This is a genomic window from Aeromonas sp. QDB63, assembly GCF_027707425.1.
Taxonomy (GTDB): Bacteria; Pseudomonadota; Gammaproteobacteria; order Enterobacterales; family Aeromonadaceae; genus Aeromonas; species Aeromonas caviae.
In genome coordinates, this window is sequence record NZ_JAPCIS010000001.1 from 16,247 (window position 1) to 41,650 (window position 25,404).

A 25,404-nucleotide genomic window follows, 5' to 3' on the forward strand; every position below is an offset into this window, starting at 1 on the left:
CCCTCAGGGCAGTTGCAGTGGATAGATGGGAAGATGAAGCTCGCTCAGGGGTTTTTCAAGCTTTTGCTTGTCTCCCACCACCACAATCACCATCTCGGCCGGATCCAGCCAGCGGGCTGCACTGGCCTTCAGCGTCTCGGGTGACACCGTTTTGATCAGGTTGTTCTGGGCCTGCACATAGTCCGGCTTCAGGTCGTACATGATCATCTGCAGCAGGAAGCCAGCCTTCTGCCCCAGGGTCTCGTAGGAGAGCGCATCCTGCTGGGAGACGGCGCTGCGCATGTAGGCCAGCTCCACCGGAGTCGGCCCGCTCTTGCGGTAGCCGTCCATCTCCTTGAGGAACTGGCGGATGGCATCCACGGTCGCATCGGTGCGCACGTTGGCGCCGGTCGCGAAGATACCCGCCTCGCGGTTGGCCTGGAAGCCCGAGCTGGCACCATAGGTGTAGCCCTTGTCTTCCCGCAGGTTCAGGTTGATGCGGCTGTTGAAGTTGCCGCCCAGGTTGAAGTTCATCAGGTTCGCGATGAAGTAGTCACCCGTGGTGTCGAACGCCATGGCCCGGCGGCCGATGCGGATCACCGACTGGGGTGCCCCCGGCTTGTCCACCAGATAGATGCCTGGCTTGGCCTGCTCTCCCCTGGGCTTGAGATCCCCCAGGGTCGGGGCGGCCCCCTGCCACTGGGTCAGGAAGGCGAGACCGGATTCCACCTGCTGGGCAGTCACATCACCTGTCACCACCACCTTGGCATTGGTCGGATTGTAATAGGCCTCATAGAAGCGCTTCACATCCGCCAGTGTCAGCTTCTCCACGTCCGCCAGCACCCCGTCAGAGGGTTGGCCGAGGCGGTTCTGCTTGCCATAGACCAGTTCGCGGAACGCCTGACCCGCCAGCCACTCGGGTTGCTGCTCGCTCTGTTTCATGCCTTGCAGCATCTGGGTCTTGAGCCGCTCGAAGTCCGCTTCCCGCAGGCCGGGTTGCAGCAGCACTTCCCGCACCAGCGCCAGGGTTTCAGGCAGCTTGTCCGCCAGACTGCTGATGGTGATGAGGTTGTTGTACTGGGCGCTGGAGACGCTGATGCTGGCGCCGAGTTTTTGCAGCTCGTCGCTCAGCTCGGCCTCGGAGAGGCGCGTCGTCCCCTGCTCCAGCATGGCGGCGGTGAGGCTGGCCAGCCCCAGCTCTCCCTTGCCTTCGGCCCGGATGCCACCCGGCAGGGCGATCATGATGGAGACGGCCGGGATCTCGTCGCTGTGGGTGCCGATGATCTCGATCCCCTTGTCGAGCTTGCCACGCCAGATGGCGGGCACCTTGACGCTCACCGCATCGGCCGCCTTGGGCTGCACGCTGCGATCGAAGTCATCTTTCACCGGCCGCTCGGCCAGCACCTTGTCATGCTTGCTGTAATCCGGCAGCTCCCGCTTGGCGGGAGTGAAATTGGGCTTGGCGGCCTGCCAGTCGCTCTTGCCCTTGGGCACCACGCTCAGCACCACGGCAGGCTTGTTCTGGATGAACTTGTCGTAGGCAGCCTTGACGTCAGACCCCTTGACCCGGGCGATGGCATCCAGATTCTTGAACACATAGTCGGGATCCCGGGCCAGCACCTGCCCCATGGCAAGCTGGCTTACCTTGCCCTCGATACTGTCGAGTCCCCAGATGGCGGACGCGCGATAGCTGCTGATGGCCTTCTCCAGATCCGCGGGCTTGATGCCGCGCTGGGCGAACTCGCCGATCACCTTGTCCACCTCGCCCTTGAGGGTCTTGAGGCTGCCATCCGCCGCCGGATTGGGGTAGGCATAGACCGTCAGGGTACAGGCCAGCTCTTCGCAGGAGTGGGAGGCACCCGCCTCGATGGCCTTGCCGGTTTTCACCAGGGACTGGTAGAGCATGGAGCTGGCAGAGCCCCCCAGCACATCGGCAAAGATGTCCAGCGCCGGCTCCTGCGGGTCACCCAGGGAGACGGTCGGGTAGCTGATATACAGGAGCGGTAGATGCACCTTGTCTTCCAGCGTCACGTAGCGGGTTGCCGGCAGGGTGGCAGGCTGAGGCGTCGGTTCGGCCACGTCCGGACCGCGCGGGATGGAACCGAAGTACTGCTCAATCCAGGCCAGCGCCTGCTTGGTATCAAAGTCGCCGCCCAGGGTCAGGGTCGCATTGTTGGGGCCGTACCAGCGCAGGAAGAACTGCTTGAGGTCGTTGACGTCGACCCGGTCGAGATCCTCCACATAACCGATGGGTTGCCAGGAGTAGGGGTGGGTGCGCGGATAGAGTGCCTCCCCCACCCGCTCGCCCACCAGGCCATAAGGCTGGTTGTCGATGCGCTGAGCCCGTTCGTTCTTGACGGTGGCGCGCTGGATCTCGAACTTCTTCTGGCTCACCGCATCGAGCAGGAAGCCCATGCGATCCGCCTCCAGCCAGAGCACCTTCTCCAGCTGGTTGGCCGGCACGGTTTCGTAGTAGTTGGTGCGGTCCTTGTTGGTGGTGCCGTTCATGTCACCGCCCGCCTCGTTGATGATCCGCATGTGTTCCTGATCACCAACGTGCTTGGAGCCCTGGAACATCATGTGCTCGAAGAAGTGGGCAAAGCCCGACTTGCCCACGGTTTCCCGGGAGGAGCCGACGTGATAGGTGACGTCCAGATGCACCAGGGGATCGGAGTGGTCGGGGGCCAGGATCACGGTCAAACCGTTGTCCAGCTTGTACATCTGATAGGGAATGCCGAGCTTGCCCTCCTGCTTGACCTGCTCGGACACCAGGGTCGGGGCCGCCAGCACGGGAAGGGAGAAGCCCAGCAGCATGCTTAATGGAATGAGTTTGTTCACGGGTACCTCGTGAGTGACAAAAGGGCTAGAAGATCTGACTGGCCAGCAGAAACACCAGGGCATAACGAAGCAATTTGCCGAGCCCGATCAAGATGAGGGAGCGCCAGAAGGAGAGGCGCAGCCAACCAGCCAGCAGACAGAGACCATCGCCGACCACAGGCGTCCAGGCAAGCAGTAGACACCAGTGGCCATGACGTTTGAGCCAACCAAGGGCTTTTTGTTCCCCACGGCCTTGAAAATCTTCCGGTTTTTTCTTGTGGGTGGCGAGCCAGCCGAGCCACCAGGTGGTCATGGAACCCAGGGTATTGCCCAGCGTCGCCCAGAAAAGCAGGCTGGTCATGCTCCACTCCCCCTTGACCGCCATGGCGCCCAGCAGCACTTCCGAGCTGCCGGGCAACAGGGTGGCGGAGGTGAAGGCGCTCAGAAACAACCCTCCCAGCCCCATCCCGGTGAAGTCTATCATCCGGGCTGGCCGTCTGCGGCGGACATGCGCAGCAACAGCTTGCCGCGCACATGGCCCTGCTCGATGGCCTGATGGGCCAGCGCCCCTTCTGCCAGCGTGTATTCACCAGAGACGGTGATCTTCACTTCCCCCTGGCGAAGCAGCGTCAGCATCTGGGTCAGCTGCGTTCGATCGGGATGGACCAGCATGCCGACAACTTCGACACCGAGCTCGGCCCCCGCGTCCTTGATCTGCTGGGCCGTGATGGTGGGTACCGTCACCAGACGGCCGCCCGGCTTGACGCAGGCCAGCGCCGCCTTGCCGCTCTCGCCCCCCACCAGATCCAGCACCAGATCGAACGGACCATCGGTGATCGCCTCGGTGCACCACCCGGCCTGGTGGTAATCCACCATCCGGCTCGCCCCGAGACTATGAAGGAAGCTGTGATTGTCGCCGCTTGCCGTGGCAACCACGTGGGCACCATAGGCGGCGGCAAACTGCACCGCCAGATGGCCGACGCCACCGGCACCGGCCAGGATCAGTACCCGTTGCCCCGACTGCAAGCCACCGTGCTCCAGCAGCCCCTGCCAGGCGGTGAGTCCCGCCAGCGGCAGGGCCGCTCCCTGCCTGAGGCTCACCCCATCGAGCTTGACCAGCTCCTCCTCGCGGGCCACCACGGATTCGGCATATGCACCGGCGGCGAGGGGGAAACCCACCATGCCGCACACCTGATCCCCCTCGGCCAGGGAGGCCACGCCGGGCCCCACCTTTTCCACCACACCGGAGACGTCATAGCCCGGCGTCCAGGGCAGGTTGTCCTTGTTCTGGGCGGCCGCCCAGCCGAGACCGGCCCGGGTCTTGGCATCGATGGGGTTGACCCCCGCAAAGCAGATGCGCACCCGGACCTCTCCCTCCGCGGGCACCTTGTCCAGGGAAGGGTTGAGCCTGAGTACCGAGGGGTCGCCGAATGCGGTAATCTGTAGCTGCGTCATTGCACAATCCATCCTGTTGATTGATCAAGGGTCAACAGAATAACAGCGAGGACACCATGGCTCGAATGTTTCTTATTCCTCTGTTGCTGGCCCTGGTGTGGTGGGCGTTTCTGCTCTACTTCCGCATCCCGCTCAAACAGGGGGCCAAGGGCTTTTACTGGATCATCGGCATCGGCGGCGGGCTTGCCGCCTTCCTCAGCCTGATGATGGTGCTCACTCACTAGGGTTCGGGGACAAGGGGGAACAAGAGAAGATGCTGCATGGACTGAACCATCTCACGCTGGCAACCGGCGATCTCGACAGCAGCGTTGCCTTTTATGTCGACTTGCTGGGATGTCGCCCCAGGGTGAGATGGGCACGGGGAGCCTATCTCACCCTCGGCGATCTCTGGCTCTGTCTCTCCTGCGATCCTCCCCAACCGGCCAGAGATTACAGCCATGTCGCGTTTGGCATCTCGCCTGAACAGTTTCCAGCCTTCTGCGCCCGTCTGCGCGCGGCGGGCGTCGTGGAGTGGAAGAAGAACAGCAGCGAAGGGGATTCACTCTATCTGCTGGATCCCGACGGGCACCGGCTGGAAATCCATGCAGGCAACCTGGATAGCCGGCTCGCCTCCCTCAGACAGCAACCCTATGAGGGTCTTATCTGGTTCGACTGAGCCGGATTCACCCCTGCTCGGCACGAAGATGGTAGTGACGATTGCTGCCCTGCCCCAGCACGCCCTGCGCCAGCAGATGCTGGAACACCCGGTCCACCTCCTCCAGAGACAGTGACAATGCCTCTGCCACCTTGCGTTTGCTGCATTTGAGCTCGCCGCTCTCCAGCGCGCCGCGCACCTGGGCGACCACGGCTGGCTCGGGCACGGGTCTGCTGAACGCTGACGGCTCCGGGGTCGGCGCTGCGACCCGGGCCTCGGCTTGCGCCTTCTCTCGTTGCCACATCCATTGACGGCGGAAGCGGTTCTCCTCACCGATCAGGCTGACGAAAAAGGCACCAAACGCATCGAGCAGGATAGACAGGAAGCAGACCAGCAGGAACTGCACCTGGCCGATGCTCATGCCCACCCCGTCCGCCAGACTGCTCATCAGCCCCAGCATGGAGGACTGCTCCCCCAGCGGCTTGGCGTCCCGCTCCTGGCGCAGCTCGTCCTGACGCAGCCTGAGCTTGGTGTTGGCCTGCTGCAGACCGCTGACGCCGCTCGAGATACGCGCCATCTCGATGTATTTGCGGGCCGCCTCTTCGTTGAGCTGGATCTGCCGCTCTATGCTGGCTATCTGCTCGTCGAAACGGGCTATCTCCCGCTCGTGACGCGCCTGCTGGCTCAGGATGGTGTTGGTGGCGCTGTTGATGCCGCCGATACTGCCCCCGATGGAGATGGCGGCCAGCACGCTGTAGAACAGCAGCGACCAGAAGGCGCCGCCCAGATCCCGCCTCGCCTTGCACTCGCCGTACTCGTACCAGACGTAGAACTTGCCCAGCTCAAAGATGATGGCCAGCCCGCCGAACAGCCACTTCATCAGGGGGTTTTCGTCGATGGAGAGAAACAGCAGCAGGGAGAAGACGATGGAGGCCAGAATGGCCAGCCCGGTAAAACTGTAGACAGTCGTGAGGGCGAACCATCCCTTGGGGTAACGCAATGCGGCGCAAGCCTGAGTAGTCATGATGAAACGGGAAACATCTGCAGGAAAAGTTGGCTGCCGATTATAGTCACCACTCCCCCGGAGAGAAGGGCAAATCCCCGAATTCCCGCCGATGGACGATCAGCTGCCCAGAGTGCGACCAAAACGTGCAAATCGGCAGCAGAAAAACACTACAATCGACCCCGTACCTGAAGGACATCTGCGGTTATGCTCGGGTTAAGCCCGCCGCATTACACTCATTTCCACCGAACACGACTCGAGGACATCATGAACAGAACGACGGCTTTGTTGCTCTCTCTTTTTCTGAGCACTGGTAGCGCCCTGGCACAGGACGAAGGGAGCCAGACCTTCTCCGTGGATGCGCTGACCTTCAATCTGGACTGGAATGACACGCAGTTTGACTGGTCCCAGAGCAACTGCTTCGATCTCGGGAGCGGCGACACGGCCGCCGCCGACTGCAAGAGGATCAACCTCAGTCTGGAGGACGAGACGCAGCGCAACCAGCCCCCCAGCACCAACCAGATCAGCACGCAACTGGATCAATGATCCCCCTGACAGGAGCCTTGATGCGATGACCCACATGACCATGACTTCCCGCGGCGCACTGCTGCTCTCCCTGCTTCTGGTTCAGGGAATGGCCTTTGCTGCCCCCCCTTCCAAACACGATGACGACATCCGGATCTCCACCGACCAGGGCCGGGTAAGCCTGGATTGGGACGACAAGGAGTACGAGTGGTGGCAGCACAACTGCCTGGATGTCAGCACCCGGACCAGCCGCATCCAGCTCAACTGCGACAACATGGATGGAAAATACCGCGACCATTACAACCGCAGCATTCACAGTGGCAACAACCCGGGTCAGGGCCATGACAAGCCCAGGAACAAGCACGGCGGCAACGGCCACCAAAAACACTGACCAGCATGCCCATGGACATGGTTGAGGGGCCTGCGGCCCCTGGAGTCATGTCCCCTACCAGTAGTTTTCCATGCTGATATTGCCGGGGGCGCGACGCAGGTTCTTGGCAAGCCCCAGCCCGAGCAGGGTCTGCTGAGTCTCTTTCACCATGGCGGGGTTGCCGCAGATCATCACCTGGCTCAACTCGGGGGAGAAGTTCAGCCCCACCCTCGCCTGCAAGCTGCCATCGACGATGGCTGCCGGGATACGCCCTGCCATCGTCCCCGGCCAGGTCTCACGACTGACGAAGGGAACATAGCGAAAACGCTCGCCATGCTGCTCGGCAAAACTGGCGATAAGCGGCTGATAGCTGAGCTCTTCCCCTTTTCTCACCCCATGTACCAGCACCAGATGCTCGAAGCGGTCGAAGACCTGTCCTTCTGCCAGCATGGCGAGGAAGGGGCCGATGGCGGTGCCGGTTGAGAGCAGCCAGAGATCCCGTCCCGGGGGAATCTCATCCAGGGTCAGGAAACCGGTGGCCTGGGACTGCACCAGCAGGCCGTCGCCCACCTGCAGGGAACCGAGAGAGGGGCTCAGTTCACCGCCGGGGATCTCCACCAGATAGAATTCGTGATAGGGCGTGCCGGGAGGATTGACGAAGGAGTAGGCACGCTGGACTCGACGCTCGCCCTGCTCCAGGGCCAGCTTGGTGAATTGACCCGCCTTGTAGGGGGCAAGTTCCGCCTCCACACGCAGGGAGAGCAGGGTGGGTGTCCACTCGATGCGCTCGATGACCCGACCTTCGACCCAGGCAGCCATAAAGGTTCTCCTCCAGAGGAACAGACCTTCACTTTACCCCTTGATCTGAAAATAAAAAACCCGCGCATGTGCGCGGGTTTTTCTGCAAGAGCGGAACGCTATTACAGAGCAACAACCTGGATTTGTACGGTTGCTTTGACGTCAGCGTGCAGCTGAACAACAACTTCGTACTCACCGGTGTTACGCAGAACGTTGCCCATGCGGACTTCGCTCTTGGCAACGGCTACGCCGGCAGCAGTGATGGCTTCAGCCACGTCACGGGTACCGATGGAACCGAACAGCTTGCCTTCGTCGCCAGACTTGGAGGCGATGACAACGGCAGCCAGCTCACCCAGCTTGGCAGCGCGCTCTTCGGCAGCAGCCTTGTTGGCAGCCAGTTTGGCTTCCAGCTCAGCGCGACGAGCACCGAAGGCTTCGATGTTGGCCTTGGTGGCCATAACAGCTTTGCCTTGCGGGATCAGGTAGTTACGGGCATAACCAGCTTTTACGGAAACTTGGTCACCCAGACCGCCCAGTTTGGCGATCTTATCGAGCAGGATAACTTGCATTACCTTTCCTCTATAAATTTCGTTGAGTTAGGCGTAAGCGCCGGGCCGATTTTTACTTGTTGTGCAGATCGGTGTACGGCAGCAGAGCCAGGTAACGAGCACGCTTGATGGCGCGTGCCAGCTGACGCTGATACTTGGCGCGGGTACCGGTGATACGGCTCGGTACGATCTTGCCAGATTCAGTGACGTAGTTTTTCAGAGTAACGATATCTTTGTAGTCGATCTCGGTAACGTTCTCGGCGGTGAAGCGGCAGAACTTACGACGACGGAAATAACGTGCCATGGCCTTTATCCTCTAATGCGGTGATCTAAGAATTACTCTTCGGAAGACGCTTCAACAGCATCTTCGCGACGCTCGTCGTCACGACGGGTGAAGCGCTCTTCCTTGGCCTTGGCCATCGGAGAAACTTCAGTCACGGCGTGCTTGGTGCGCATGATCATGTTGCGGATAACGGCATCGTTGAAGCGGAAGTTGGTTTCCAGCTCATCGATAACGGCCTGTTCAGCTTCTACGTTCATCAGAACGTAGTGAGCCTTGTGCAGCTTGTCGATCGGGTAAGCCAGTTGACGACGGCCCCAATCTTCCAGGCGATGAATGGTACCACCAGCGGTGGTGATAGCGCCGGTGTAACGCTCGATCATGCCAGGTACTTGCTCGCTCTGGTCCGGATGAACCATGAAGACGATTTCGTAATGACGCATTTTAGCTCCTTACGGATTAATTCAGCCTCCGCCCAGGTGCAGCCAGACCTCGGAGGCAAGGAACATTGTGATGTTTAGACGCTGCTTTCTAGGGCGGCGTATTGTACGAAATCACCTCTCCCACTGCAACTGGCGAAGCAAGATGTTTTTCTCGATGAGCCCGATACAAAACGTCAATTGATAACAATTATCATTTAGATCCATACTCTCCTCATATCCCCACGGAGGATGACAGTATGCAACCTGCGCTCACCAGGGCCATCCCGGCCCGCAAATTCAAGCTGACCCTGCTCGGCCCCGCCTTCATCGCCGCCATCGGTTATATCGACCCGGGCAATTTTGCGACCAACATCCAGGCCGGCTCCACCTTCGGCTATCAACTGCTGTGGGTAGTGGTGTGGGCCAATCTGATGGCCATGCTGGTGCAGACCCTCTCGGCCAAGCTCGGTATCGTCACTGGCAAGAACCTGGCGGAACACATTCGTGATCGTCTGCCCAGGCCCGCAGTCTGGGCCTATTGGGTGCAGGCCGAGATCATCGCCATGGCCACCGATCTCGCCGAGTTCATCGGCGCTGCGGTCGGCTTCAAGCTGCTGCTCGGCATCACCCTGCTGGAAGGGGCCTGCATCACCGCCGTGGTCACCTGGGGGATCCTGATGCTTCAATCCCGCGGCCAGAAGCCGCTGGAGTTCGTGGTGGGCGGCCTGCTGCTGTTCGTGGCCGCCGCCTACATCGTCGAGCTGATCTTCTCGCGCCCCCATCTGCCGAGCCTGCTGGAAGGGGCACTCTTCCCCGGCCTCCCCAATGGTGATGCTGTCTATCTTGCCGCCGGCGTGCTCGGTGCCACCGTGATGCCCCATGTCATCTACCTCCACTCGGCCCTGACCCAGCACACCCAGGAGCAGGGCACGGTGACCCAGCGACTGCACAGCACCCGGGTCGACGTGGCCATCGCCATGACCATCGCCGGCTTCGTCAACCTGGCCATGATGGCCATGGCGGCGGCCGCCTTCCACAGTTCCGGCAACCAGCAGGTGGCCGAGCTGGAATCGGCCTACCAGACCCTCACGCCCCTGCTGGGCCCGGCAGCCGCCACCCTGTTCGGCCTCTCCCTGGTCGCCTCCGGCATCTCCTCCACCGTGGTGGGAACGCTGGCGGGGCAAGTGGTGATGCAGGGCTTCGTGCGCTTCACCATTCCGCTCTGGCTGCGCCGAGCCATCACCATGGCTCCCGCCTTCGTGGTGATCGCCATGGGTCTCAACACCACGGAAATTCTGGTGCTGAGCCAGGTAGTGCTGAGCTTCGGCATCGCCCTCGCCCTTATTCCGCTGCTGATCCTGACCGGTGATCGCGCCCTGATGGGGGCACATCGCAATCACCCCGTCACCCAGGCCGTGGGGCGTCTCATCGTCGCCCTGGTGATCGGCCTCAATGCCTATCTGCTGGTCACCACCCTCTAACGCCATCTTGAGGCTCATTGACCCGGGTTGATGAGCCTTTTCGCACTTTCGCGTATGCTGCCCCTTTCCCTTCTCATCATCTCGTTGCGGGAGCCCGCCATGGAACATACCCGAGCCAGCTTCGTACTGGGCCACCATCAGGAACAGGCCAGCGTCGTCTGTTGCAAACAGGGGGATCCGACCCTGCTGGTCACCGACCTCACCCCCTTTCATCCCCAGAGCCACCTCTGGCCCGATCAACCCGGTGACGTGGGCACAGTGCGCTGGGAAGGGGGGGAAGCGGCCGTGGGCCCCTGCCGCATGGGCGCCATCAGTCCCGAGGGCGAGCTGTTCGTGGATACGGAGATTCCGGTCAAGCGGGGGGCGGATGGGTGGGCTTTCGTGGTGGTGCATCCCCTCGCCGGTTCCCATCACCTTGCCATTGGCTCGCCTGTGGAACTGACAGTGGATGCCGAGGCTCGCCATGCCCTGAGCCTGGGCCACAGCGCCTGCCACCTGGTGGCACTGGCCCTCAATCGGGCGCTCACGCCCTATTGGCGAAAGGAGACAAGCGAGCTGGACGCTCTCGGGCAGCCGGATTTCGACCGCCTCGCCATCCAGCACTCCCGGGTCGAGCCCAGAGGATCAAAGGAGCAGTACCGGATCGGCAAGAGCCTTCGAAAAAAGGGAATTAACAGCGAGGCACTGCTGGCCGACCTCGACAGGATAGCGCTCCAGGTCAACGAGCAGCTGATGCGCTGGCTCAAAGAGGGAGGCGAGATCCGCCGCAGCCGGGCCGGTGAGGCCATCATCGATTCCCGCTACTGGCATGGCATGCTGGAGGGTCGGGAGATCACCATTCCCTGTGGCGGCACCCATGTGGGCAGTCTGACCGAGTTGGGCCAGGTTCAGGTAACGCTGGCCTCCAGTGAAGAGGGATTAACCCTCACCACCCGGGTCACCCCCTGAACCACCCCAGCCCTCCTGATGCCGCACCGCCCTGACCGGGGCGGTGTCCCGACAGAGAGACCGCAGGCAGATCAGTGCGGCGATATCTCACCCCGGTCTGACGACCCCATGGCCACGGGGTAGCAAAAAACCATGCGATGCCCCACGGGTGAGGGGCCACTTGCCCCTTTCCTGGCGCCTGACGATGTCAGGCAGGCTCCCTTCGCATCCCCATGTGAGGGATGTCATCTTCCAGATACCCTTCCCCTTCGGCCACGAAACCATGCTGGCCGTAAAAACCTTGCAGGTGGGCCTGTGCACCGAGCCAGATGCTGTGTGCAGGCCAGCGTGCCTCGCACTCTCTGACCGCTTGCGCCAGCAGGCGGTGACCCAGTCCGCCCCCCCGCGACGTGGGAGAGGTGACCACGCGGCCGATGGCGGCGCCGCTGTCATCACCAATGCCGGGTGCCATGATGCGGGCATAGGCCGCCAGGTGATCCCCCTCACGACCGAGCAGATGCAGCACGCCGTCACGGCGATCCAGCCCGTCCAGATCCTGGAAGGGACAGGTCTGCTCCACCACGAACACCTCGGCGCGCAGGGCAAGCAGCTCATACAATTCATCCGTGGTCAGCTCGGACCAGGATTTCATACTCCAGTTCATGAATGACTCCTGTTTAATGGGGTCTGACAGCATAATCTTGCTCCCGACGAGGGGCATTAACCTTGGTTAAGTTGCCCCCCTTCTCATCCAATGCGGACATGGCCGGCAAAGAGCCGATCTCTGCCCAGGTTCATCGGCAATCCCTTCTGGCTCAACCCTGATCGCGCGTTTTCAGCCGCCTGCGGATGCGGCTCAGGCTGATGGGGGTGATCCCCAGATAGGCGGCAATCTGGTGATCCGGAACCCTGGCATCCAGCGCGGGGAAGCTTCGCAGAAAATGCTGATAGCGCGCCTCTGGGCCCCCGGTCAGCAGCAACAGCTCTTTCTCCTCCTTGATGCGCAGTTGCACTTCAAGGAGATGGTGATACCAGGCGGGCCAGCAAGGGAGTCGGCGCAGATCCGCCAGCGGAAGAAGCTGCAATCGGCAAGGCTCCAGCGCCTCCACACTGTAGCGGGCGGGCTCACCACTGAGCAGGTGGTGGAAGTCGATAAACTCGTCCCCCTCCCAATAGAACTCCTTGATGTACTCGCGGCCATCCGCCAGCACTACCTTGGCCCGCAACAACCCCTCCTCCACCCTGACCAGCAGCGCCGGACTGTCACCGGCATGCCAGAGGCTGGTGCGAGGGGGCAAGGTCAGGGAGCGGACAAAAGAGAGGAGGCGCTCGGCCTCCTGCTCATCTGCAACCCGTTCCCAGACAAAGGGGGGTCTGTCGGTCATCGTCTTGTCAGACGCGGCGCTGGCGCACGGCTTCGAACAGGCAGACACCGCTCGCCACCGAGACGTTGAGGCTGGATACCGCCCCCGCCATGGGGATGCTCACCAGCTCGTCGCAATGTTCGCGGGTCAGGCGGCGCATCCCCTTGCCTTCGGCCCCCATCACCAGCGCCATGGGACCGGTGAGTTTGGCCTGATAAAGATCGTGATCCGCCTCGCCGGCGGTACCCACGATCCAGACGCCGCGCTCCTGCAACTCGCGCAGGCTGCGGGCCAGGTTGGTGACCTGGATGAGCGGCACCACTTCGGCAGCGCCACAGGCGACCTTGCGCACCACGGACGTGAGGCCTGTGGCCTTGTCCCGCGGCACGATCACCGCATGCACCCCGGCCGCATCGGCACTGCGCAGACAGGCGCCGAGATTGTGCGGATCGGTCACCCCGTCCAGTACCAGCAGGAAGGGCGCTGTCTCTTGCGCCGCCAGACCGTCCAGCAGGCTGGCCAGGTCGTGCTCGGCCAGCTTGGGCGCTTCAATCACCTTGGCCATGATGCCCTGGTGATTGTTGCCTTCCGCCTTGTCATCCAGCGTCTTGCGGTTCACGCTCTGCACCCTGATGCCGAGGGACTCCAGCTCGGCCAGCAGGGGATGCAGCCGCTCGTCATCGCGGCCCTTGAGAGCCCACACCTCGATGAAGCGCTCGGGGGTGCGCTCCAGCAGCGCGGAGACGGCGTGAATGCCGTAGATCAGTTCAGTACTCATTTAGTGCTCTTGGCCTTGTCGCGAGCCTTTTTGCTCGGTCGTCTGTTGCTGGGCTTGGCACGGCCACCCTTGTCGGATTTACCGCTCTCCTTGCCCTCTTTGCGTTTCTCGTGGCGCTGGGCGCTCTTAGCCTTCTCTTTCTTGATCTCGGCCTGCTTGCGCGCCATCTCCTTGGCGTTCTTGCCGGTGGCCTTGAGGGGCTCTTCCACCATCACGAAGTCGATCTTGCGATCGTCCAGGTTCACGCCCATCACCTTGACCCGCACCTTGTCACCCAGACGATAGCGACGGCGGAAGTTCTCGCCGATCAGCTGCTGGTGCAGCGGGTCGAACTGGTAGTAGTCGTTGGTGAGGGTGCTGACGTGCACCAGACCGTCGATGTGGATCTCCGCCAGACGCACGAAGAAGCCAAAACCGGTGACGCTGGCGATGACGCCGTCAAACTCGTCACCCACGTGATCCAGCATGTACTCGCACTTGAGCCAGTCTGCCACGTCGCGGGTGGCATCATCGGCACGGCGCTCCGTCATGGAGCAGTGCTCGCCCATGGGGTCCACTTCTTCCAGCTGGTAGTGGTAGCCACCGCTCGGGGTCCACTTGTGGCGCAGGTTGCCCTGCTGCTCCTTGGCGGTCTGATACTTGATCGCCCGGTGCAGGATGAGATCCGGGTAGCGACGGATTGGCGAGGTGAAGTGAGCGTAGGACTTCAGGGCCAAGCCGAAGTGACCGATGTTGTCGGCCTGATAGATGGCCTGACGCATGGAGCGCAGCAGCATGGTGGAGAGCAATTCCGCATCCGGGCGCCCTTCGAATTTGGCGGCCAGGTCGGCAAAGTCCTTCGGCTCGGGCTCCAGGCCCCCCTTGAGCTCCAGACCCAGTTCGGCCAGGAAGTCGCGGAAGCCGGTGAGGCGCTCCTCGCCCGGGCGGTCGTGCACCCGGAACAGGGCGGCGGCCTCGTTCTTCTCGATGTAGCGGGCGGCCGCCACGTTCGCCTGGATCATGCACTCTTCGATGATCTTGTGGGCGTCATTGCGCACCAGCGGTACGATACGGTCGATCTTGCGCTGGGCGTTGAAGATAAAGCGGGTCTCCTCGCTCTCGAACTCCACCGCACCGCGTTGATGGCGAGCATGCTTGAGCGCCTTGTAGAGGTTGCTCAGCTCCTCGATGTGGCCCACCAGCGGATCATACTGCTGACGCAGCTTGGGATCCCCGTCCAGGATCTCCGCTACCTTGGTGTAGGTCAGGCGAGCGTGGGAGTTCATTACCGCTTCGTAGAACTTGTAGCCGGACATGCGGCCGGCGGCGGAGATGGTCATCTCGCACACCATGCAGAGCCGGTCGACCTGCGGGTTTAGGGAACACAGACCATTGGAGAGCACCTCCGGCAGCATGGGCACCACGAACTCGGGGAAGTAGACCGAGTTGCCGCGCTGATAGGCTTCGGTATCGAGGGCCGTGCCCGGTTTCACATAAGCCGAAACGTCCGCGATGGCGACCCACAGGCGCCAGCCACCACCGCGCTTGGCTTCACAGAAGACGGCGTCATCAAAGTCGCGGGCGTCTTCCCCGTCGATGGTCACCAGCGGCAGGGCGCGCAGATCGATGCGACCCTCTTTGGCCTTCTCAGGCACCTGCTCGCCGAGACCGGCGACCTCCTTGGTCACCTCTTCCGGCCAGGTGTGCGGAATGCCGTGGGTACGCAGGGCGATCTCGATCTCCATGCCGGGCGCCATGTTCTCACCCAGGACTTCCAAGACGGTGCCGACCGCATTGAAGCGGGCAGTGGCGCGCTGGTTGATGCGCACGACCACGACCTGGCTCTGGCGAGCCCCCTTGTTCTCCCCTTCCGGGATGATGATGTCCTGGCCGATGCGGCTGTCATCGGGTACCACGAAACCGACGCCGTTCTCGACGAAGTAACGACCGACGATGTCCGCCTCGCGGGATTTGAGCAGGCGCACCAGACGCGCTTCCTGACGACCCTTGCGATCGATCTCGGTCGGCTGCACCAGGGCATAGTCGCCATGCATCAGGCGCTGCATCTCGCGGTTGTTCAGGAAGAGATCCGCTCCACCACCCTCGGGGCGCAGAAAACCGAATCCATCTTTGTGGCCAAGCACATAGCCTTTGACCAGATTCAGGCGATCCGGCAGGGCGTAACATTGGTTGCGGGTGAACACGAGCTGCCCGTCGCGCTCCATGGCGCGCAGACGACGTCGCAAGGCTTCCAACGGCTCTTCATCGGTCAGCTTGAGGACCTTGGCCAGCTCTTCCCGGGACATGGGTTTCTCATGGCCCTTGATGAGCTCCAGCAGCATCTCGCGACTGGCGATGGGGTTTTCGTATTTTTCGGCCTCGCGTTGGAGGAAAGGATCTTTTTGAGACATAAGCAGGCCTTAGGGTAGGTAATAACGCAGACATTATATCGGAGGGGGGAGCTAATGGCATCCATCGACTGCCTTTTGGCCATTCTCTCTGTCATACTGGACACAGTTTGCAGGTATGTGAGACTCGGAACTCATGAGCAAGGACTCGTTCGCCCAATCTGCCGCCTATTTGAAACAGGCGGTTCCCCTGATGATCAAGTATCAAATTCCCACCACGCCGAACAACTATCACCTTTGGTACAGCTATGTCTCCGGCGACATGCCCGAACTCAACCATGCCGTCGATCAGGCGATAAAACAACAGGGGACCTTCTCCCTGACCACCTGTGAGCGGCTCTACCACCAGCACCTTGCGGCCCAGGACGAGCAGCAGATCGAGGCGATGAAACTCAATCTGGCCGCCATGGCCAGCGAGCTGAGTCACTCGATGCAGGATGCCATCTCCGATACCGGGCTGTTTCAGGAGATGCTCGACAAGAGTTTCGACAAGCTGAGCAAGATAGACGACGAGGGGCTCAGCCTGGAAGACACCATGGGGATCCTGCGGGATCTCGTGCGCGAGTCGCGTGACGTACGCATGTCCACCCTCCACTTTCGCAACCAGCTCAGCAGCGCCGAGAAAGAGATCAAGGAGCTGAAACAGGCCCTGAACGAGACGAGGAAGCTGGCCACCGAGGACCCGCTCACGTCTCTGCTCAATCGACGCGCCTTCGATCTCGAGATGGACAGCCTCATTCGCAGCAAGCAGCCCTTCTCGCTGATCCTGACCGATATCGATCGCTTCAAGAACTTCAACGACGAATATGGACATCTGCTGGGGGACCAGGTGCTGCGCATCGTCGGCAAGCGGCTGCGAGAGGCCAGCAAGGAGGGCATAACCGCCTATCGCCTGGGGGGTGAGGAGTTTGCCCTCTTGGTGCCAAACCGCGCCCTGGCGCTGACCCGCCAGATGGCCGAGAGCCTGCGTCGCGTCATCGAGCGGATGTCGATTCTGGATCGCAAATCCGGGCGACGCATCGATCACATCACCGCCTCGTTCGGCGTGGGGGAATACATCTCTCAGGAGACGGCAGACACCCTGATCGAGCGAACCGACAAGCTGCTCTACAAGGCCAAGGAGCTGGGGCGCAATCGGGTGATGCCACTGCCCTCCTGATCCCACCAGATGCAAAAAGGCCGGTCATTGACCGGCCTTTTTCATGCTTCCCTTCTCGGGATCAGAGGCTTTTCAGCTTCTCTTCCGGCAGGGCCAGCTCGTCATTGTGGTTGACACCGATACCGCGCTCCAGCACATGGCGGGCGATGGCATGGGCCTCTTCCAGCGAATGCATTCTGTAAGTACCGCACTGGTATTCGTTCAGCTCGGGGATCTTGCCCTGATCCTGCACGGTCAGCACGTCGCTCATGGCGGCCTGCCAGGCAGCGCCAACACGGGCTTCATCCGGCGCACCGATCAGGCTCATGTAGAAGCCGGTGCGGCAACCCATGGGAGAGATGTCGATGATCTCCACCCCATTCCCATTGAGATGATCACGCATGAAGCCGGCAAAAAGATGCTCCAGGGTATGGATGCCGCGCTCGGAGAGGATCTCCTCGTTCGGCACGCAGAAACGCAGGTCGAACACGGTGATGGTGTCCTTGTTCGGGGTCTGCATGGTCTTCGCCACTCGCACTGCCGGGGCGGCCATGCGGGTATGGTCGACGGTAAAACTGTCCAATAACGGCATTTCTGACTCCTGATTTGGTTACCAGAACCAGCCCCCGCTGGAGAGCTGATCCTTGCATTGTCGATACTGGGCACCGTAGCGCTGGGCACGGGCCTCCACCTTGCGGGAGACCTTCAGCAGCCATCCCTTGCTGCGGTAGCTGCCACGTCGGTAGCCCCCCCAGCCTTCGTGATAATTGAGATACTGGCCATAGGCATCCCACTTGGACGTGCCGTTGAGCCGCTGTGCCTTGTGAGTGTACCAGCCCATGAAATCGATGGCGTCGGCAAAGTCGTCGCGATCGCTCCAGCCGTTGCCGGTTTCCCGCTGATAGTCGGCCCAGGTTTCGTCTTTCACCTGGGCATAGCCGTAGGCTGAACTGGCCCGCCCGGTGGGGATGAAGAGGAAATACTGCATCGGCGGCTGGGCATCATGCACGAAGGAGGACTCCTGGTACATCATGGCCATCACTACCTGGACAGGTGTCCCCCACTTCTCGTTCATCTTGAGCGCCGCCTCGTGCCATTCGGGTTTCTCCCGAAAGATCTGGCACAGGTTTTCCGGCTGGGCCGGCGGCCGGGTGCTGCACGCGGTGAGTGCCATCAAGCACGCCGCCACGACCCCGATACGGTAAAACGACATCAGAGCGACAGACTCTTGCTGTTCATCACAGGGCACATCCACCACATCAGATCGCGTCTTCGTTCTCTTCACCAGTACGAATACGAATGACGCGCTCCACCTCGCAGACGAAGATCTTGCCATCACCGATCTTGCCGGTACGCGCTGTGTTCTGGATGGCTTCCAGGCAGGCATCGAGATCCTCGTCCTGCACCACCAGCTCCACCTTCACTTTCGGCAGGAAGTCGACCATATATTCGGCGCCGCGATAGAGCTCGGTATGGCCCTTCTGGCGGCCGAAGCCTTTGACTTCGGATACGGTCATGCCGTTGATGCCGATCTCGGCCAGGGCCTCGCGCACATCGTCCAGCTTGAACGGTTTGATGATGGCTTCAATCTTCTTCATGGTGACTCCTTACCAGTTCTGTTTGCCGAACCCGGATGTAATGGGGTAACGGCGATCCTTACCAAAGTTGCGAGCCGTAATGCGGGGCCCGACCGCCGCCTGACGGCGCTTGTATTCGTTGAGATCCACCAGCCGGATCACCTTGCGCACCACCGCTTCCTCGAAGCCTTCTGCCACCATGTCGGCCACGGACGCATCCTCTTCCACATAACGCTTGAGGATGGCATCGAGGATGTCGTACGGGGGCAGGCTGTCCTGATCCACCTGATCCGGCGCCAATTCTGCCGAAGGGGGGCGGTCGATAACCCGCTGCGGGATCACGTAGTCAACCGAGTTGCGATATTCGCACAGTTTGAAGACCAGCGTCTTGGGGACGTCCTTGAGCACATCAAAGCCACCCGCCATGTCGCCGTACAGCGTGGCATAACCGACCGCCATTTCGCTCTTGTTGCCGGTGGTCAGAACGATGCGACGACGTTTGTTGGAGAGCGCCATCAGCAACACACCGCGGCAGCGGGCCTGCAGGTTCTCTTCGGTGGTATCGCGGGCGGTACCTTCAAACAACGGCGCCAGCTGGGTCATAAATCCTTCGAACATCGGCTCGATGGAGATGATGTTGAACTCAACCCCCATCCGCTCAGCCTGCTCCTTGGCATCTTCCACACTCATCTGTGCTGTGTAGCGGAACGGCATCATCACCGCCTGCACCTTGTCGGCCCCGATGGCATCGGCCGCGATGGCCAGGGTCAGCGCCGAGTCGATGCCGCCGGAGAGACCCAGCACAGCGCCGTGAAAGCCGTTCTTGGCGACATAGTCGCGCACTGCCAGCACCAGCGCCTGATAGGTCTCTGCCAACGGCTCAAGCGGCGCAGCCGGTTCACACTCTTTCACTGGCTGGCCATCAGCAAAACGTACCAGCGCCAGCTCTTCGGCAAACGGGGCCAGCTTGTGAGTCAACTCGCCCTGGCTACTGAGCACCTTGGAGCAGCCGTCGAAAATCAGCTCGTCCTGGCCGCATACCTGGTTGAGGTAGATGAGCGGCAGGCCGGTCTGATCGCAGCGCTCGGCCATCAGCTCGCGGCGGATCCAGGGTTTTTCCTGATCATAAGGAGAGGCATTGATGGTGAGCAGCAGCTCGGCCCCCGCCGCCTTGGCGGCCAGCGCCGGACCCGGCTGCCAGAGATCTTCGCAGATGAGCAAACCCAGCTGATGGCCACGGAACGGCACCACACAGGTATCGGTCGCCGCAGTGAAGTAGCGCTTCTCGTCGAACACCCCGTAGTTGGGCAAGTCCTGTTTGAAATAACGTGCCCGCAGTTGCCCACGCTCATAGAGAGACGCCGTATTGTAAAGCGCCCCCTCTTCGCGCCAAGGGTGGCCCACCAGAATGGCACATTGGCCCTGCCATGCCGCGATGCGGGACAGAGCGGCTTCGACCCGGATCATCAGGTCGGCGCGCAGCAACAGATCTTCTGGTGGATAGCCGGTCAGGGCCAGCTCGGAGCAAACCAGCAGATCGGCACCTTGCTGTTCGGCCTGAGCGGCCGCAGCGAGCACTTTGTCAGTGTTATCTTCGATGGCGCCTACCGTCAGATTCAACTGGGCAAGCATCAGAGAGAGGGCTTTTGCCATGGCGATGCATCTTGAATTCGAAAATGATGGGGAATGATAAAGAAAAGGGGGGCAATCTGCCAGTTCAAGACAGGCGTAACCGTGTGACAGCAACCAGCGGGAAGGATAAGCTGTAGATAGTAACGGAACGACAGGCCTTCGCAGATATGAAAAACGCCGGATTTACCCTGATGGAGTTGATGATAGCCATTGCGCTGGGCGTCATTCTGTTGGGGATTGGTATTCCTTCCCTCTCTAACCTGCTTGGCAGCAATAATTTGGCGACACAGGAAAAAAGCCTTCTCAACCACTTAAACTATGCCAGACAACAGGCTATCTCTAACCAGCAAACGGTTACTCTCTGCCTGACCACTATCAATAATTCTGTAGAAGAGTGTGTTACTGCCAATCAAAATGGAGCGACCCGGCAGATCGCTTTTATCGATACTAATAGCGATCAGAAGCGCAATGGCAGCGAAACAACTCTGACGGCAAGTCCCGAGTTTCCTGCAGAACTGGCCATTTCTGCAGATGCACAGGCGCTGCGCTTCACCCCAGATGGCACCATTACGTCTGACAGCGAGGTCACCTTTTCACTCTGTGTAAGCGGCGAAAAGGGCGTTCAGATTGAAGTTATGCCTGCCGGACGTGCCCATAGCCAGGCAAGTGGTGCTGTATGTCCATGACCTGCGTTAACTACCGCGAAACACACGCGAGCACAAAAGGATCCATTTCAATCCAATAACTATGCTTAGAGTCTCTTTTGAACAAGGACTCATACGCTATGGCACGAAATGGATTTACCCTGCTTGAGTTTTTGATATCGGCAAGCCTGACAACCATCCTGCTGACCCTGGGACTGCCGTCATTGGCAAATCTGCTAACATCTACCGACAGCGACATCTACACAAGAAACCTGCAGGACCACCTGATCTTCGGCCAACGGCAAGCCATCACACAGCAGCAACCCGTCACAGCATGTCTTGCCCTGCCTGTCAGAAACTCCACAAAAGAAGGTTGTGTACTCGCAAATCAAACCGGCGCTCAGCGCATGCTTATCTTTATCGACACCAATCAGGATCGCCAATTCGATATTGCAAATGGCGATATCTTGTTATCAGCAACAGAACCCTTTCTTGAAAAACATACCGTGACGGCCAATCGACAATTTGTGCGATTTAGTCCAGATGGCACTGCGATTGGCACCAATATGACACTCCGGTTTTGTATCGACCAGGCACCCCGAGTCGATATCATCGTTTCCCCATCCGGCAGAAGCAGAAGCGAAAAAAAGGGGCTGAGTTGTTCTTAGCCCCTTTACCCTACTCAATAACCAACGTTATCTGGGTTGGATTTCATCTTGTTTTTTTGCATCAGCCAGCGAAAAGGTAGCCGCCAAAGGAACGCACTCGATTACCTCTGTGACAAGATGCACCACCCCATCAATCTCATAACCTTTCTGTTTAAACACCCTGACCAGATTTGCCTTGCTCGTATCAGCAACCGGTTGCTGCAACACCATCTGCACGCCACCTTCCAGAGTGACATAACATTTCATGTCTTCCGTTTGAGCATGAACCAACAAGGGTAAGCCCACACACCAGAGCAGCATGCGTTTCATCCCTGTTCTCCTTCATAGAGATAGATTTTCTTGGGGGACATATCCATTTTTGCCTCTTCCGCACCTTGTGAGCATTCTCCTTCACCGGTACAGCGCTCAGGCTCTCCCTTCCCATCATCTTTGAGGATGACCTCCTTGCCCGGAGCACCACCTATAATCCTGATCCGGCCATCATCCCCACCATGAATAACCAGATCATCAGCAACCTTATTTTGCACCTCTACGTAACGCTGAATAACTTCCTGATTGTTGCTATCCAGTACATATTTGAACGAAGTGCCATAGTGCATATCAATCATATATTGGCGCATGGCACCGATCGATTGAATCGTACATTGTTGGAAGTCCTGTACCTGAGGTAAGAAGGAGGTGAAATAAAGCTTGCCTTGCAACACCAAACCAGCCCCCATTGATTTTTCACCGCTTTCATTGAGCCAGAATTTCCATCCCAACTTGCTGGTCAACGCCTTGGTGGTGTTTACAATCTGCTCTTCATTCAAACCCGTAAAGGGATCACTGGTCACATCGTAGAGATCGTTCAGTGTGATACTTGATGGCACCGCTGGTTCAGACGTTGTCCCAAACAAGGTTGGATTAACATTGTAGTCACGTAGCATCACATACACATTTTGGGTTGTCGCTTCTGAGGAAGGACGATTTCTATCACCACTGCCTATCAATACGGCATCAAATGGACGCTCACTGTAAAGATAATTTGTACCATCATACTTCCAACCTTTATTGATGGTGCGCACCAATAAGGGCTGAGTAAAGAAGCGACGGTCGTCTGCCAGTTTCTTATCACCCTCACTTATATGGGCATTACCCAAACTGGCAAATTTGATGGCCGTCCATTTGGATTTTTCTGTCCCCTTCATGTCGATGCGCCAGATCTGGCCACCGGTATCTCCTGCATAGATTCGGTCTGAAATACCATCTCCATCACTATCCAGCACGGAGACAGAGCCAGGCATGCTATAAACCATGCCTGCAACTTGTTTGTTGGTTGCACTGGCCGCATCTGGGGTAAAGCTGAACAACAGCGTGCCGGCCTCAGCATCCACGATATAAATACCCAACCCTTCACTGTCTTCAGCCCCCTGGCCCAAATAGCTCTTGGCCTGATCATAACCTCCAGAGAATATCAGGACTGGCTTATAGGTTTTTTTACCATTGGTTTCTGTGTAATAACCGGGAATAAACGCAACCTCGGGGATCGACCAGGTTTCACCCAGGTTGCTGAAACCGGCGCTGTTTTTATCCAACCGCCACATAAGCGAAGGGGAGTCCGGATCGGATATATTCAACGCATAATAGGCCTTGCCACCACCGCGCAACCCGGTAAATAACCACACTTTGTCACCTTGTGACGACTTGATATGACCATCTTTGACTTGCTCATTGACCAGCACAGTGGGCGATGAATCTACACCATATAGATGAGCCGATGAATCCAGGTTTTCTCGCAGCGCTTTCTGACTGGCAATAAATTGATAGGGCATAACGGCCCAGCTTTCATCAACCGTGGTGCCGCTGTCTTTAAACATATGCAAGAAGCCGGCATTACTTCCCATCACAATGCGCAAGTCAGGTGTACATGTAGTCTGTCCTGTCGACTTTGTACAACCGTAGTTGATCACTAATGGCCGTGAATGCAACGGGTCACCAAGAATATGCTCCCGATTATCTGTTCTATCACCATCCTGATTCTCATCAAACGCATCAATACCCTTGGTCCAATTAAGCAGGTCATCCATGCTATCAGCACTATCAAGTTTCATGACAGTGCGTAGCTGCGTCGCCCCGCCTGCCATACCCTCAAGAGCAGACTGGCTAAAGGGAGTTAATGTATTAGTGGAAGGGGGAATAATATAAAGATTGCGATTGGTTTTAGCTGCCAGCATCTCTTGTACCCCACCCTCGGCAACCTTGTTACTATCACTGGTGGATGACCAATAGGTTCTTGCTGACTCAAGAATTGTTCCATCACTGGATATCGCAGGTAAGCCACTCTGATCGACTACATAACCCTTATCTGGATTCAGAACCAGCTTTTTAAGATTGCCCTTCCATCGTGGACCAGAACCAGGCTCAAACATTGCATAATAAATATTATTCAGACTGCGAGTACGGTCAAAGTTATTAGTGGTAATGGCGGGAGAGACCAACGAGGTATTCATTTTCAAGATAGCTAGCAATGATGATTTTAATGCTTCGTTAAGTTGGGTTGCATCGGTTGCTGGATAGTATTTACCCCCACCACGACGAGCGGTCTCTGCCAATAATGCACCGGCCCCCTTAATTGCTTCATCTCCAAAACCCACGGTGAATGTTGTGACTGTTTGTTTGCCTATAGCCGAGGTGTTTACATCATTGTTTTTCATATATCCGGCAAGTGCAGCAAGATAGCTTTTTTCACCAGAAGACCCATAACTAACCAAGCCGCCATAAGCAACCTTATCCTCTGTAGATAACGTGCTGATCAGGTTGGCGACAAGGGAATCTGCTGCTTTATCATTGGTTGGTTCACCATCTGTCATATAGATGATATAACCATTATTGGAACATTTATCATAGGGGGTTTTATATATACCCGATGTTACTTCAGCATTGCTATCCCGCTTTGGAGTACGATTTACATCATCGTCACCAAAGTACACCCCCAAACCGCCAAAGTATCTATATGATTCATATAGTGTTTCACATAAGGGAGTCCAAGTGTCAGAGCTCAAACTATTTACCTTGTCAATCAAATCCTGCGCACCGCTTTTACCAGAGGTGAGGATGGCATCGTTACCTACAATATTGCGGATTATTCTTCCGCCATTTCTACTACCTGGTTCATTGCCATCATTGTAGTTAAAAACAGCCAGACCAAAATCGACAGCTGGCGTAGCCAAAACCAGTTCTTTGACTGCATCCTGAGCAACTTTCAATCGAGTTTGTGTTGACACACCTGTACTACCGTAATACCAACGGACATAATTTGCCGTAAATAATGAGATCTGGGTAGAACTACCACTAGCAAGAGCATTGGCTACATTTGATGTGTAAAACCAGCTTCCCGTTGTGCGATTTGGCTTGTCAACGGGATAACCATCAACAATATATGTTGAATATGGACCTGAATATTGATTGTTTGCGTTTTTCTCATCAATATCTTGCTGGCAATCTGCAATTATTATACTGTAAATATCAAAATCATTTAGAGAACGCCAACGCCCCTTTCTATTTTTATCATATATTTCATATCCCCACACTCGTGACTGAAATCGGCCCACATTATTTAGAGGGCCTTTAGATGTCGCACATGCATTTAAATTCTCACTAAAACGTTTGGTACTGTTGATAGTGGGAACTTTTCCATCACTGGAGAAATAGATGAAGCGAATACTATTATTAACATCTGGATCATTAGCCAATGATGGATAACTTATCGATGAGTCATAAGGCTCTTTAGCAACTTCGGTTGTATTTTTCATACTCCCCGAGTTATCGAAAATAAAGAGCACCTTAGGGCGGAAGTCCCCCGCCTTGGCAAAGTCATAAATAAACAACTCGGTATCATCGGAATAGCCAGTGCCTACAGCTAAAGATGTCCCTGATATTCCGCAACACAATACCAGCAAGCTTGTTAATAAACAGTTCCTTATGTTCATTACTGGCTC

General features: G+C 58.2%; 27 protein-coding genes. 9 read left to right on the forward strand and 18 right to left on the reverse strand.

Annotated elements, in window-relative coordinates; translation table 11 throughout:
• Positions 1–3: 3 nt before the first annotated feature.
• The 3 genes from PG879_RS00070 to PG879_RS00080 are packed head-to-tail and all read right to left on the reverse strand — an operon-like array spanning position 4 to position 4,251.
• The gene (locus PG879_RS00070) at positions 4–2,817 is read right to left on the reverse strand and encodes a M16 family metallopeptidase (RefSeq protein WP_270829586.1); all 2,814 of its coding nucleotides are present in this window, start codon (positions 2,815–2,817) and stop codon (positions 4–6) included.
• A gap of 25 nt (positions 2,818–2,842) precedes the next feature.
• Positions 2,843–3,280, reverse strand: coding sequence for a YqaA family protein (locus tag PG879_RS00075; RefSeq protein ID WP_029313803.1), 438 nt, complete (start codon positions 3,278–3,280; stop codon positions 2,843–2,845).
• Positions 3,277–4,251, reverse strand: coding sequence for an NADP-dependent oxidoreductase (locus PG879_RS00080; RefSeq protein ID WP_210600322.1), 975 nt, complete (start codon positions 4,249–4,251; stop codon positions 3,277–3,279). The genes PG879_RS00075 and PG879_RS00080 overlap by 4 nt, the downstream gene beginning before the upstream one ends.
• A 56-nt stretch (positions 4,252–4,307) precedes the next feature.
• Here PG879_RS00080 and PG879_RS00085 point away from each other — a divergent pair, with 56 nt between their 5' ends.
• Complete coding sequence (locus tag PG879_RS00085; protein ID WP_210600339.1) at positions 4,308–4,475, forward strand: hypothetical protein; 168 nt, start codon at positions 4,308–4,310, stop codon at positions 4,473–4,475.
• 29 nt (positions 4,476–4,504) lie between these two features.
• Positions 4,505–4,906, forward strand: coding sequence for a fosfomycin resistance glutathione transferase (gene fos / locus PG879_RS00090; RefSeq protein ID WP_039040005.1), 402 nt, complete (start codon positions 4,505–4,507; stop codon positions 4,904–4,906).
• 7 nt (positions 4,907–4,913) lie between these two features.
• On the opposite strand, the gene PG879_RS00095 is transcribed toward fos, so the two are convergent.
• Complete coding sequence (locus PG879_RS00095) at positions 4,914–5,909, reverse strand: Preprotein translocase subunit SecY (RefSeq protein WP_210600321.1); 996 nt, start codon at positions 5,907–5,909, stop codon at positions 4,914–4,916.
• A gap of 246 nt (positions 5,910–6,155) precedes the next feature.
• On the opposite strand from PG879_RS00095, the gene PG879_RS00100 reads away from it, so the two are divergent.
• The gene (locus PG879_RS00100; protein WP_210600319.1) at positions 6,156–6,434 is read left to right on the forward strand and encodes a hypothetical protein; all 279 of its coding nucleotides are present in this window, start codon (positions 6,156–6,158) and stop codon (positions 6,432–6,434) included.
• A 25-nt stretch (positions 6,435–6,459) separates the two neighbouring features.
• Entirely contained in the window at positions 6,460–6,804 is a 345-nt protein-coding gene (locus tag PG879_RS00105) for a hypothetical protein (protein ID WP_010673122.1), read from the forward strand.
• Positions 6,805–6,858: 54 nt separating this feature from the next.
• Here PG879_RS00105 and PG879_RS00110 read toward each other — a convergent pair whose 3' ends face one another.
• The 4 genes from PG879_RS00110 to rpsF form a co-directional block, all read right to left on the reverse strand.
• Positions 6,859–7,602 carry a ferredoxin--NADP reductase gene (locus tag PG879_RS00110; RefSeq protein WP_210600317.1) on the reverse strand — a complete coding sequence of 248 codons (744 nt, stop codon included), beginning with the start codon at positions 7,600–7,602 and terminating at the stop codon, positions 6,859–6,861.
• Between the two features lie 101 nt (positions 7,603–7,703).
• Entirely contained in the window at positions 7,704–8,150 is a 447-nt protein-coding gene (rplI, locus tag PG879_RS00115) for a 50S ribosomal protein L9 (RefSeq protein ID WP_010673120.1), read from the reverse strand.
• 52 nt (positions 8,151–8,202) lie between these two features.
• Entirely contained in the window at positions 8,203–8,433 is a 231-nt protein-coding gene (gene rpsR, locus PG879_RS00120) for a 30S ribosomal protein S18 (RefSeq protein WP_005313392.1), read from the reverse strand.
• A 32-nt stretch (positions 8,434–8,465) separates the two neighbouring features.
• Positions 8,466–8,852, reverse strand: coding sequence for a 30S ribosomal protein S6 (rpsF, locus tag PG879_RS00125; protein WP_005331771.1), 387 nt, complete (start codon positions 8,850–8,852; stop codon positions 8,466–8,468).
• Positions 8,853–9,088: 236 nt separating this feature from the next.
• Here rpsF and PG879_RS00130 point away from each other — a divergent pair, with 236 nt between their 5' ends.
• Together PG879_RS00130 and PG879_RS00135 are read left to right on the forward strand one after the other, a co-directional pair.
• Complete coding sequence (locus PG879_RS00130) at positions 9,089–10,312, forward strand: Nramp family divalent metal transporter (RefSeq protein ID WP_210600316.1); 1,224 nt, start codon at positions 9,089–9,091, stop codon at positions 10,310–10,312.
• 99 nt (positions 10,313–10,411) lie between these two features.
• Positions 10,412–11,260, forward strand: coding sequence for a hypothetical protein (locus tag PG879_RS00135; RefSeq protein WP_210600314.1), 849 nt, complete (start codon positions 10,412–10,414; stop codon positions 11,258–11,260).
• A gap of 187 nt (positions 11,261–11,447) precedes the next feature.
• On the opposite strand, the gene PG879_RS00140 is transcribed toward PG879_RS00135, so the two are convergent.
• The 4 genes from PG879_RS00140 to rnr all read right to left on the reverse strand — a co-directional run bounded on the left by PG879_RS00140 (position 11,448) and on the right by rnr (position 15,771).
• Entirely contained in the window at positions 11,448–11,903 is a 456-nt protein-coding gene (locus tag PG879_RS00140) for a GNAT family N-acetyltransferase (protein ID WP_049636452.1), read from the reverse strand.
• Positions 11,904–12,054: 151 nt separating this feature from the next.
• Entirely contained in the window at positions 12,055–12,624 is a 570-nt protein-coding gene (locus PG879_RS00145) for a Crp/Fnr family transcriptional regulator (protein ID WP_210600313.1), read from the reverse strand.
• Between the two features lie 7 nt (positions 12,625–12,631).
• Entirely contained in the window at positions 12,632–13,381 is a 750-nt protein-coding gene (gene rlmB / locus PG879_RS00150) for a 23S rRNA (guanosine(2251)-2'-O)-methyltransferase RlmB (RefSeq protein ID WP_041214488.1), read from the reverse strand.
• Positions 13,378–15,771, reverse strand: coding sequence for a ribonuclease R (rnr, locus tag PG879_RS00155; protein ID WP_270829587.1), 2,394 nt, complete (start codon positions 15,769–15,771; stop codon positions 13,378–13,380). Before rnr ends, rlmB begins: the two co-directional genes overlap by 4 nt.
• A gap of 133 nt (positions 15,772–15,904) precedes the next feature.
• Between rnr and PG879_RS00160 the strand changes: the two genes are divergently transcribed.
• A complete protein-coding gene (locus PG879_RS00160) occupies positions 15,905–16,927 on the forward strand; it encodes a GGDEF domain-containing protein (RefSeq protein WP_210600311.1) in 1,023 nt (340 codons plus the stop codon).
• Between the two features lie 61 nt (positions 16,928–16,988).
• Here the strand turns inward: PG879_RS00160 and luxS are convergent, their stop codons facing one another.
• The 4 genes from luxS to PG879_RS00180 are packed head-to-tail and all read right to left on the reverse strand — an operon-like array spanning position 16,989 to position 20,136.
• The gene (gene luxS / locus PG879_RS00165) at positions 16,989–17,498 is read right to left on the reverse strand and encodes an S-ribosylhomocysteine lyase (protein WP_104451880.1); all 510 of its coding nucleotides are present in this window, start codon (positions 17,496–17,498) and stop codon (positions 16,989–16,991) included.
• An 18-nt stretch (positions 17,499–17,516) separates the two neighbouring features.
• Complete coding sequence (locus PG879_RS00170; RefSeq protein WP_104451881.1) at positions 17,517–18,119, reverse strand: transglycosylase SLT domain-containing protein; 603 nt, start codon at positions 18,117–18,119, stop codon at positions 17,517–17,519.
• A gap of 46 nt (positions 18,120–18,165) precedes the next feature.
• Positions 18,166–18,504 (reverse strand): nitrogen regulatory protein P-II, encoded by a 339-nt coding sequence (gene glnB / locus PG879_RS00175; RefSeq protein WP_005308848.1) that lies wholly within the window; start codon positions 18,502–18,504, stop codon positions 18,166–18,168.
• Between the two features lie 9 nt (positions 18,505–18,513).
• Complete coding sequence (locus tag PG879_RS00180; RefSeq protein WP_210600309.1) at positions 18,514–20,136, reverse strand: NAD+ synthase; 1,623 nt, start codon at positions 20,134–20,136, stop codon at positions 18,514–18,516.
• 146 nt (positions 20,137–20,282) lie between these two features.
• Here PG879_RS00180 and PG879_RS00185 point away from each other — a divergent pair, with 146 nt between their 5' ends.
• Both PG879_RS00185 and PG879_RS00190 read left to right on the forward strand, forming a co-directional pair.
• The gene (locus tag PG879_RS00185) at positions 20,283–20,801 is read left to right on the forward strand and encodes a GspH/FimT family pseudopilin (RefSeq protein ID WP_270829588.1); all 519 of its coding nucleotides are present in this window, start codon (positions 20,283–20,285) and stop codon (positions 20,799–20,801) included.
• Between the two features lie 98 nt (positions 20,802–20,899).
• Positions 20,900–21,427 (forward strand): GspH/FimT family protein, encoded by a 528-nt coding sequence (locus PG879_RS00190; protein ID WP_109111800.1) that lies wholly within the window; start codon positions 20,900–20,902, stop codon positions 21,425–21,427.
• A 27-nt stretch (positions 21,428–21,454) separates the two neighbouring features.
• On the opposite strand, the gene tapY2 is transcribed toward PG879_RS00190, so the two are convergent.
• Both tapY2 and PG879_RS00200 read right to left on the reverse strand, forming a co-directional pair.
• Positions 21,455–21,736, reverse strand: coding sequence for a type IVa secretion system protein TapY2 (gene tapY2 / locus PG879_RS00195; RefSeq protein WP_019445572.1), 282 nt, complete (start codon positions 21,734–21,736; stop codon positions 21,455–21,457).
• Entirely contained in the window at positions 21,733–25,395 is a 3,663-nt protein-coding gene (locus PG879_RS00200) for a pilus assembly protein (protein WP_210600308.1), read from the reverse strand. The genes tapY2 and PG879_RS00200 overlap by 4 nt, the downstream gene beginning before the upstream one ends.
• Positions 25,396–25,404: the final 9 nt, after the last annotated feature.

Excerpts from the sequence above, each read along its gene's own strand:
- PG879_RS00130 (WP_210600316.1), top strand. The coding sequence starts at position 9,089 with ATGCAACCTGCGCTCACCAGGGCCATCCCGGCCCGCAAATTCAAGCTG.
- PG879_RS00105 (WP_010673122.1), top strand. The coding sequence starts at position 6,460 with ATGACCCACATGACCATGACTTCCCGCGGCGCACTGCTGCTCTCCCTG.
- PG879_RS00160 (WP_210600311.1), top strand. The coding sequence starts at position 15,905 with ATGAGCAAGGACTCGTTCGCCCAATCTGCCGCCTATTTGAAACAGGCG.
- PG879_RS00080 (WP_210600322.1), bottom strand. The coding sequence starts at position 4,251 with ATGACGCAGCTACAGATTACCGCATTCGGCGACCCCTCGGTACTCAGG.
- PG879_RS00140 (WP_049636452.1), bottom strand. The coding sequence starts at position 11,903 with ATGAACTGGAGTATGAAATCCTGGTCCGAGCTGACCACGGATGAATTG.
- glnB (WP_005308848.1), bottom strand. The coding sequence starts at position 18,504 with ATGAAGAAGATTGAAGCCATCATCAAACCGTTCAAGCTGGACGATGTG.
- PG879_RS00135 (WP_210600314.1), top strand. The coding sequence starts at position 10,412 with ATGGAACATACCCGAGCCAGCTTCGTACTGGGCCACCATCAGGAACAG.
- luxS (WP_104451880.1), bottom strand. The coding sequence starts at position 17,498 with ATGCCGTTATTGGACAGTTTTACCGTCGACCATACCCGCATGGCCGCC.
- PG879_RS00145 (WP_210600313.1), bottom strand. The coding sequence starts at position 12,624 with ATGACCGACAGACCCCCCTTTGTCTGGGAACGGGTTGCAGATGAGCAG.
- rpsF (WP_005331771.1), bottom strand. The coding sequence starts at position 8,852 with ATGCGTCATTACGAAATCGTCTTCATGGTTCATCCGGACCAGAGCGAG.
- PG879_RS00075 (WP_029313803.1), bottom strand. The coding sequence starts at position 3,280 with ATGATAGACTTCACCGGGATGGGGCTGGGAGGGTTGTTTCTGAGCGCC.
- rnr (WP_270829587.1), bottom strand. The coding sequence starts at position 15,771 with ATGTCTCAAAAAGATCCTTTCCTCCAACGCGAGGCCGAAAAATACGAA.
- PG879_RS00185 (WP_270829588.1), top strand. The coding sequence starts at position 20,283 with ATGAAAAACGCCGGATTTACCCTGATGGAGTTGATGATAGCCATTGCG.
- rplI (WP_010673120.1), bottom strand. The coding sequence starts at position 8,150 with ATGCAAGTTATCCTGCTCGATAAGATCGCCAAACTGGGCGGTCTGGGT.
- fos (WP_039040005.1), top strand. The coding sequence starts at position 4,505 with ATGCTGCATGGACTGAACCATCTCACGCTGGCAACCGGCGATCTCGAC.
- rlmB (WP_041214488.1), bottom strand. The coding sequence starts at position 13,381 with ATGAGTACTGAACTGATCTACGGCATTCACGCCGTCTCCGCGCTGCTG.
- PG879_RS00110 (WP_210600317.1), bottom strand. The coding sequence starts at position 7,602 with ATGGCTGCCTGGGTCGAAGGTCGGGTCATCGAGCGCATCGAGTGGACA.
- PG879_RS00190 (WP_109111800.1), top strand. The coding sequence starts at position 20,900 with ATGGCACGAAATGGATTTACCCTGCTTGAGTTTTTGATATCGGCAAGC.
- PG879_RS00100 (WP_210600319.1), top strand. The coding sequence starts at position 6,156 with ATGAACAGAACGACGGCTTTGTTGCTCTCTCTTTTTCTGAGCACTGGT.
- PG879_RS00095 (WP_210600321.1), bottom strand. The coding sequence starts at position 5,909 with ATGACTACTCAGGCTTGCGCCGCATTGCGTTACCCCAAGGGATGGTTC.
- PG879_RS00200 (WP_210600308.1), bottom strand. The coding sequence starts at position 25,395 with ATGAACATAAGGAACTGTTTATTAACAAGCTTGCTGGTATTGTGTTGC.
- PG879_RS00170 (WP_104451881.1), bottom strand. The coding sequence starts at position 18,119 with ATGTCGTTTTACCGTATCGGGGTCGTGGCGGCGTGCTTGATGGCACTC.
- rpsR (WP_005313392.1), bottom strand. The coding sequence starts at position 8,433 with ATGGCACGTTATTTCCGTCGTCGTAAGTTCTGCCGCTTCACCGCCGAG.
- PG879_RS00085 (WP_210600339.1), top strand. The coding sequence starts at position 4,308 with ATGGCTCGAATGTTTCTTATTCCTCTGTTGCTGGCCCTGGTGTGGTGG.
- PG879_RS00180 (WP_210600309.1), bottom strand. The coding sequence starts at position 20,136 with ATGGCAAAAGCCCTCTCTCTGATGCTTGCCCAGTTGAATCTGACGGTA.
- tapY2 (WP_019445572.1), bottom strand. The coding sequence starts at position 21,736 with ATGAAACGCATGCTGCTCTGGTGTGTGGGCTTACCCTTGTTGGTTCAT.